At 38.3% G+C, this 8,422-nt stretch carries 5 protein-coding genes; 1 reads left to right on the forward strand and 4 read right to left on the reverse strand.

The genetic code is table 11. The annotated features are described in order from the left end of the window. Positions 1-82 precede the first annotated feature (82 nt). The 4 genes from AC1DG9_RS08420 to AC1DG9_RS08435 all read right to left on the reverse strand — a co-directional run bounded on the left by AC1DG9_RS08420 (position 83) and on the right by AC1DG9_RS08435 (position 5,232). Positions 83-787 (reverse strand): tetratricopeptide repeat protein, encoded by a 705-nt coding sequence (locus AC1DG9_RS08420; protein ID WP_172661846.1) that lies wholly within the window; start codon positions 785-787, stop codon positions 83-85. Between the two features lie 53 nt (positions 788-840). After that, positions 841-3,372, reverse strand: coding sequence for a phosphocholine-specific phospholipase C (locus tag AC1DG9_RS08425; RefSeq protein ID WP_477634505.1), 2,532 nt, complete (start codon positions 3,370-3,372; stop codon positions 841-843). Positions 3,373-3,512: 140 nt separating this feature from the next. After that, positions 3,513-4,355, reverse strand: a complete 843-nt coding sequence (locus AC1DG9_RS08430; RefSeq protein ID WP_172661847.1) for an isoaspartyl peptidase/L-asparaginase — start codon at positions 4,353-4,355, stop codon at positions 3,513-3,515. A 1-nt stretch (position 4,356) separates the two neighbouring features. Beyond that, on the reverse strand, positions 4,357-5,232 hold the full coding sequence (locus AC1DG9_RS08435; protein WP_172661848.1) for a cyanophycinase: 876 nt from the start codon (positions 5,230-5,232) through the stop codon (positions 4,357-4,359). Positions 5,233-5,593: 361 nt separating this feature from the next. Here AC1DG9_RS08435 and cphA point away from each other — a divergent pair, with 361 nt between their 5' ends. Next, complete coding sequence (cphA, locus tag AC1DG9_RS08440) at positions 5,594-8,209, forward strand: cyanophycin synthetase (RefSeq protein WP_477634504.1); 2,616 nt, start codon at positions 5,594-5,596, stop codon at positions 8,207-8,209. Positions 8,210-8,422: the final 213 nt, after the last annotated feature.

Raw genomic sequence — 8,422 nt, forward strand, 5'->3', positions numbered from 1 at the left:
AACTTACGAAAGTTATGGAAATACTATTAAAAAAACTAAACTAAAAACACCTTCAAATACAGAAGATTACAATTATGTATTTTTATTTCTTTTTTGATGATTTCTTTACCGTTTTAGTGGCTGCTAGTGCAGGGAGCATAGATCGTGCCTCTTTAATCTGATTTTTGAATTCATTGGTATTTGCAGCTTTTGCTAAAAGCTCAGCTCTATTAATATCTTTAGTTGCTAAAGTGTATTCTTTTTTTCTGATTTTTACATTCGCGGCGCCCAACACAGACTCTATATAAGCGGAACTATTACCTATTTGCTTTGCCAATATCCCTTGCTGGGTATAAAACCATAAAGACTGAGTAGGCTTATTCAATGCCAGATAAATTCTACCCAACTGGCTATAAGACTCCATTTGACCATTTCGGCTCCCGATTTTTGAGTAATTTTTTAAGGCAACATTTAAAACCACTTGTTCTGCTTCACTAAAATGAGCCAACTGATAATGAACGTTACTTAATCTCATCAAAGCCTCACCATAACGGGCAAATTGTTTAGCACTATTATATTCAAAAGCCGCTTTCCCAAATAAGGTTACTGCTTCGTTAAGTTCTCCATTTCGTTCATTTTTCTCAGCTTCAGCAAAATATGTATCTCCTTCGTTCTCATCCAGATTGGATACCACAATATTTATAGCTCCACTTCCCTGAGGGGGCTGCTGAGGCAGAAAATGACTGGTTTGGGTCATCGCTTGATTTGATATAATCAGAAAAATGATTGCTAACCAACTCTTGTTCATATGGTAAAGATATAACAAAAGTAATAAACAACACTATATCATCTTTATCAACCCTAGACAATCCCACCCATTAGGGGGTCTGTTTTAGCTTCAATACCGCTTTCTACTCTTCCCGCAAACCGCTCTTCAAAAACATCGTTTCCTTGTAGTTTTACACTGATATCGTACCAATGGTAAGATTTTGAAAGGTCCAGAACAATGCTCGTCTTACTGCCAGCMGCAACTAATTTAGTTTGGCGACCTTTGCCATAACTATTGTCTATTATAATCAATGTCTGAGCTGTCGCTCCATTATTAACAATATCAAGTTTAATATTGCCAGTCAACTTAGCCGGATTAAGTCGATTATGCTCATAATTAGCATGTAACCTTACTTGCGGATTATTCTTGTTTCCAATAAACTCTCTATAAAACCCATTAGGCCCATGAATGCGGAGATGATAGACACCACTTTCAAATGCATTAACAGGCCAGCTATAATTTAAATGATCTCCAGCAGAGACAGCGAATGACCAATTTCTGGAGATTTCATCTTTACTTATTTCGTCGTTGTACTTGACAGGGACACTTACAGTAAATGGAGATCCAAGTGCTTTTTTATCGAAAACCCTATTCCCAGACATGAAATTGATCTCAAAACCTGTCTTGTCCTCACTTAGCCCTCCGTCAACATATAGTTCATAAGGCAAGGCGCAAGATGAGCGTATTCCTTTTTCCTGAATCAACATTCCTGCCTTTTGGCCTTCAATTTTCCTGATCTCCGCATCCGAAAGTTTTTTGAATCCTATGGGATTACCTTTAAATTTAGCATTATATATGGTTTCAACATTTTTATTCCTGTCAAGAAAAGCGATCTTTTCTAATTTATCGCCATTATAAGGAGTAAAAGCAGAGGTAAGATCCCCACAAATTGTCCGACGCCATTCGCTAATATTATCAAGCTTTATATTCTTTTTGAATTTCTTATTTACAAATCCTTCCAAAAATTGTAAGGTTGAAGTATGGTCAAAAACCTGTGAACACACCTTACCTCCTCTAGTCCAGGGAGATGCAATAACCATCGGCACCCTAAAACCTAAACCTATAGGAGCTTCGCGCGCCTGACTTTTAGGAATTCCCTGTTTTAACTCGTTTTCCAAACGTACATGTTCTATCTCAGTTTCTATACCTACAGAACATTTTCCGGTTCCTGGTAATTTAGCATCTGAAATCGAAAAAGGGGGAACATGGTCAAAATAACCATCGTTTTCGTCATATGTAACAATGAATATTGTTTTCTTCCAAACTTCAGGATTCTTAGTTAGAATATCCAAAATCTCTGACACATACCATGCCCCATACCATGGAGCACTTGGATGATCCGAAAAGTTTTGGGGTCCTGCAAGCCATGACACAACCGGCAGTTTTCCAGTATTTACATCTTGCCTGAATTGATGAAGCAAATCTCCTTTTGGCACAGTCACCTTTCGTTGTTCGCTTTGATCATTATAGGTTAAAGCGGTAATAGATCGAAAATCAGGATCTCCGGAATTGATTACAAAAGCTCTTTTGTAAAGGTTCTTTTCTTTCTCCGATAGCTTTTCATAACTTTCCTTGTTCCACTTCGAAAGTTCACTACGAGCATTATCCAACACTTCCTGCTTTTTTCGAACGCTTTCAAGAGCCTTTTTCCCATCCTCTTCACTAGATGGAGTTCTTTCCTGCAATTTATTAATCTCTCCGGGAAGCTCTTCCGCTTGCTTCTGTAGATTTTGTATATACCGCTCGGAGAATTTAACATTATAAGCTTTAAAGAATTCCAAAAGATTACACCCGAAGTTTGACAACCAGGACCTTTCTTCACCGATAAATCCACCTCCACAGCTTAAATCATTTTGATAAAATTTCCAGGGGATATTATTCTCTTCCAACAGTTCCGGAAAAGTACTCCATGGCATATTCCCATAACCAAAATCTGTATTTCTGATGTTGGCTTTAGGAATGTCATTCTCATCATGAGTAATTTTGCCCGTCCAAAAAAATGAACGATTAGGTGTAGTACTGGTCATTGCAGAGCAAAAGTTCTGGTCACATACCGTAAAAGCGTCGGCCATGCTATAATTAAATGGTAAGTCCTCACGGGTATAATAGCCTAATGTTAAAGGCATATCCGCATATGCTTTATTCCCCGATCGTTTTGCTGGGAGCCATTTATCATATTTCCCAAAATTATTAGCATCTACTTGGCTAGCTMTCGAATGAGGGAGATCTCCCATCCATGTAACTTTTGTATCTTTTATATTTAATCGAAATGGCGAGTAGGTACTACCAGTTGCATCCGTTTGCAACCATACAGGTTTTTTATCCGGCAGGTAAACAGCGCGTGGATCATTAAACCCTCTTACTCCCTGCAAGGTTCCAAAACAGTGATCAAAGGAGCGGTTCTCCTGCATTAGTATAACCACATGTTCGGCATCAAGATAGGTACTACCTATTTCCGGATTTATAGCAAAAGCCCTTTGTATTGCAGAAGGCATCATGGTTGCGATGGCCGTACTGCCTGATAATAACGCTACCTTTTTTAAAAAGTCTCTGCGTGAGTCAATTTCGTTCATAATTAAGTTTTCGTGCGACAACGTCACAGGTCAAATATCTTTCACGAAATTAAAATTAATGTTAGCGCGTAGTTAATCTATAAGAAAAACAGTATTATAACTGTTACGTTATCACAACCAGCGATGTGTTATTAGGGAAATACCTGCAACCTGTCATCAAAAGCAGCCCAAACCATATAAGGATGAGAGTCTAAGTGATAAATTTCTCCTTTTGATGAAATCCCTATTACACCTGCAAAACCATCAATAAGTTTCAACTCTGCAAAAGATTTATCACAAGCATCTTTCAGACTAAACCCATCCGTTACACGAGTAACTATTTTTGCTGCCATAGCAACGTTAACAATATCCTCTCCCACACCCGTACAAGAAATACCAGCAAACTGATTTGCAAAATTTCCCGCTACAGTGGCAGAGTCACTTACTCTGCATGGGATTTCAAAGCCCTTTCCCCCTGTCGAAGTTGCCGCAGCAATATTGCCATCAGCGTCCAATGCCACACAACCTACAGTTCCTTTCCTTTCCTGCTGGTTCAATTTTGCCTCGTACTCTTGTTGTCTTTGGGGGGTAATAGGATCAAAATAGTCAAAGCCGTTTTTGGCGGCAAAAGCACATGCTCCTTCACCACTTAATACCCTGTCTTCATACTTGAGTAATTTCTCAGAAACCTGAATAGGATTTTTTATGTCCTCAATATTGATAACCCCACTAAATTTTTGAGTTTTACCATCCATTAAAGATGCACTTAAACGCACCTTGCCGTCACTTTGTATCTGGGATCCCAAACCTGCATTAAACAATTGGTCATCTTCAAGCAAACTAACGGCATAAACTACCGTTTCTAATGCCGTATGTGTTTTCAAATAATTATGGGCTTGGCTAACTATAGAAGCCAAGGCTTGTTGCTTTGACTTTTTTGTTTCCTGATTGGTACCAGATTCGCTAAAAAAACCGCCATGTATAATTACTTTCATCCTAATCTGTTGAAACAACCTTTGGGTGATGAATGGTCAACTTATGCTCAGTAAGGTTATAGGTATCTCCATCACACATCACATGTACAATCATATTTTTAATAGAAACCGGCTGCCCCATCTCAACATCTGTTAAATTGGTATCGGCCATATCTCTGCCATCAACCAAAATGACCATTCCACTGCCTATAGCTTCCATCTTATTTCCTTCCGAAATATACAATCCTGTATCTTCACCTAACCCTATACCCAGAATCCCCGGATTACTTGCTGTAGCATATAACAGACGACCGATTCTACCTCTTTGGACAAAATGTGTATCTACAATTACACCATCGATAAACCCTAGTCCGCCGGTAATTTTCACCTCTCCTTTCAAAAGTGCATCCTTGGAACTTCCCTGATAGATCATATTTTTTGAAGATGCTGCAGCTCCTGCTGATGTCCCCGCAATTACTACAGGTTCATTCTGATACTTATCTAATAAGATCTGATGAATCGATGTCCCTCCAAATATGGATGACAAGCGAAGCTGATCTCCTCCTGTAAATATAATTACATCAGCCGCCTTAACCCTCTCGCAATTCTCATTTGAATTAGCTTGTTCCCGACTACTAATATTTAATACACCAACGTCATGTACATCAAGCTGTGCAAATGCCTTTATATATTCTTCTCCGACTTTCTCTGGAATAAGGGAGGCTGTGGTAATGATTTCAAATCTGGATTTACTATCTCTTACAGATTCAACAGTGATTTTCTTTAAAATACCCCTTTCAAAAAAGTTCATATTTTGGGGCAACCCGAACTGAGTTTCGGTAAAACTTCCGGTATTTATTGCACCCCCTATAATAATTAATTTACCCTTCGGAGTCATTTTAAATATTTATATTTCCAATAGGGCCAAACTTAGATAAAATTGATTTGTAATGCAATTTTAACCCAATTAACAATTTCATTATTTAAACTTTACTTCCAAATTATTTATATAAAATATATTCACAACAAATTGGATTAACAACTGCATAATTCTCAGAAAATTTTTATACTTTAATCTCTCCATTTAAAGCATAAAGTAATCCGGGTAAAAGTTCGAAATACTTTTAAAAATATGCTGTAAAAAAGCCAAGGGCATTTTCTTCAAAGAGAGCAACAGTAAACAACAAACTTATTTAAGCTTAGCGTGTTATAGAACTAACGCTAGGTGGATTTAATCATTAAAGAACAAATTTATACCAATGAAAATATTAGGCATACAGGTGCTTCGTGGACCAAACATTTGGTCGATAAACAGAAAAAAGTTGATTCAGATGAGGCTGGATCTTGGGGAAATGGAGCAGAGGCCTACCAATCTTATCGATGGTTTTAGAGAACGTATTGAAAAATTGATCCCAACCTTGCAAACTCATCGATGCTCCAAGGGCGAACCAGGTGGTTTTTTAGCAAGGATTGAGGAAGGCACCTGGATGGGTCATGTAATTGAACATATTGCATTAGAAATTCAAACCCTGGCAGGTATGGACACTGGATTCGGAAGGACCCGACAAACCAAAACGGAAGGCATTTATAATGTCGTATTTAGTTACATTGAAGAAAAGGCAGGAATTTATGCTGCCGAAGCCTCTGTTCAAATTGCTGAAGCATTAATAAACAACCATGAATACGATCTGGAAACAGATATACAACGCATGCGTGAGCTTAGAGAAATGGAAAGACTGGGCCCAAGTACAGGTTCTATTGTAGCTGAAGCAATCTCAAGAGATATCCCGTGGATAAGGTTAAATAAAAGTTCCCTGGTCCAGTTGGGATATGGTAAAAATCAGGTTCGCTTTCGCGCTACCATGACGGAAAAAACCAACAGCATAGCGGTTGATATTGCCGGCAATAAAGATGAAACTAAGAGACTGTTACAGGATTCTGCTATTCCAGTTGCTAAAGGAGTGACCATATCAGACATCGAGGACCTTCCCGATGCTATAAAAAAGGTAGGCTTCCCACTGGTATTTAAACCACTGGATGGAAATCATGGCAGAGGTGCCACTATAAATGTCAAAACTGTTAAGGCGGCCACTGAAGCTTTTGAATATGCTAAGAATTATTCAAGAAGAATAATCATTGAACGGTTTATTACCGGATACGATTTCAGGGTACTGGTAATTGATCATAAAATGGTTGCAGCTGCTCTGCGAGTTCCGGCACATATCACCGGCAACGGACAAGATACTGTTCAGCAATTGATAGACAAAGAAAATGAAGACCCACGAAGAGGTTATGGCCATGAAAACGTCCTAACTGAAATTACGGTCGACAGGGATACCTTAGACTTACTGGCAAAAAAGGATTACACATTAGATTCTATACCTCCACAGGGTGAAACAGTTTATCTAAAATCAACGGCAAACTTAAGTACAGGTGGTACGTCAATTGATGTTACAGATCTTGTTCATCCGCAAAACGTTTTTATTAGTGAGCGCATTTCAAGAATAATTGGCTTAGATATTTGTGGTATAGACATCATGGCCGAAAACTTAACCCAGCCACTTCCAGAAAACGGAGGGGTTGTTTTAGAAGTAAATGCAGCTCCTGGTTTCAGAATGCACCTTGCGCCTAGTGAGGGCTTACCAAGAAACGTAGCCGCCCCTGTTATTGACATGCTATATCCGCCAGGCAAGGACGCAAGGATTCCAATTATTGCGGTTACAGGAACCAATGGAAAAACTACCACTACAAGATTAATCGCTCATATTGTTAAAAGCAATGGAACCAGGGTTGGCTTTACAACATCAGATGGGATTTACGTGCAAAATACAAAACTCATGAAAGGCGATACAACTGGTCCAGTTAGTGCAGAGTTTATTTTAAGAGACCCTACTGTAGAATTTGCGGTATTAGAAACTGCCCGTGGAGGTATTTTGAGAGCCGGGCTAGGATTTAACAAGTGTGACATCGGTGTTGTTACCAATATTCAGGAGGATCACCTTGGAATATCCGACATCCATACACTAGATGATCTTTGCAGGGTAAAAGAAGTAGTAATCGGTGCAGTAAAACGAACCGGATGGAGCGTACTTAATGCAGATAACAAATATTGTATAAAAATCGCGAACAATGCAGATAGCAATGTCGCTTATTTTAGCATGGACGAGAAAAATCCCGTTATTAAAGAACATTGTAAAAAAGGTGGTATTGCCGCTATTTATGAGAACGGGTACATCACTATCAAGAAGGGCGACTGGAAAATAAGGGTAGAGAAGGTTACCCACATCCCATTGACTTTTGGTGGCAGCGTTGATTTTATGATCCAGAATGTCCTCGCAGCTACCCTTGCTACATTTTTATGGGGATATAAAATCGAAGATATCAGAATGTCGTTAGAAACATTTATACCTTCGGMAGCTCAAACACCGGGCAGAATGAATACCTTTAAATTTAAGGAGTTCAAGATCCTGGTTGATTTTGCTCATAACCCTGATGGCTTTAACGGAATAAAAGCCTACTTACAAACCATTGAAGCAACCGAACATGTAGGAGTAATATCAGGCACTGGCGACAGGAGAGATGAAGACATAAAAGAGACTGCCCGAAYTGCTGCACAGATGTTTGATAAAATCATTATCTGTCAGGAGAAATACCTGAGAGGTCGTGATCAACAAGAAATAATTAATCTGTTGATAGACGGAATCCATGAAATAAAGCCAAACATGGAAATCATTATCAATAATAATGGAAATGATTGCTTGAAATATATTATAGCAACTGCAAAATCAGGATCATATGTTACCATTTTAAGTGATACTATTGACAATGCTATTGTTAAAGTTTCTGAATACTTAGATAAAGAATTCGGGGTTTAAAAAAATAGTACATCATAAAAAGGCCGGGAATCTCCCACGAATGGTCGGAAGATTAACTCTTCCGACTTTTTTTATTTTTAGGCAAGCTTAATTTTGTTTCAACTATCTGATTATCAATTATTTATTTGCAATTCTCGTTGGTTTTAAGTATATTAAATGCTGTAAATCAATAAGATATGGCTATTTTTAAAGATCATAATATCACTGTAAAAC

The sequence above is a fragment of the Pedobacter sp. 05L430 genome, from assembly GCF_056397585.1.

What these genes read in the sequence shown, in the direction of transcription:
- AC1DG9_RS08420 (WP_172661846.1), bottom strand. Translation starts at nt 787, where the DNA reads ATGAACAAGAGTTGGTTAGCAATCATTTTTCTGATTATATCAAATCAA.
- AC1DG9_RS08430 (WP_172661847.1), bottom strand. Translation starts at nt 4,355, where the DNA reads ATGAAAGTAATTATACATGGCGGTTTTTTTAGCGAATCTGGTACCAAT.
- AC1DG9_RS08435 (WP_172661848.1), bottom strand. Translation starts at nt 5,232, where the DNA reads ATGACTCCGAAGGGTAAATTAATTATTATAGGGGGTGCAATAAATACC.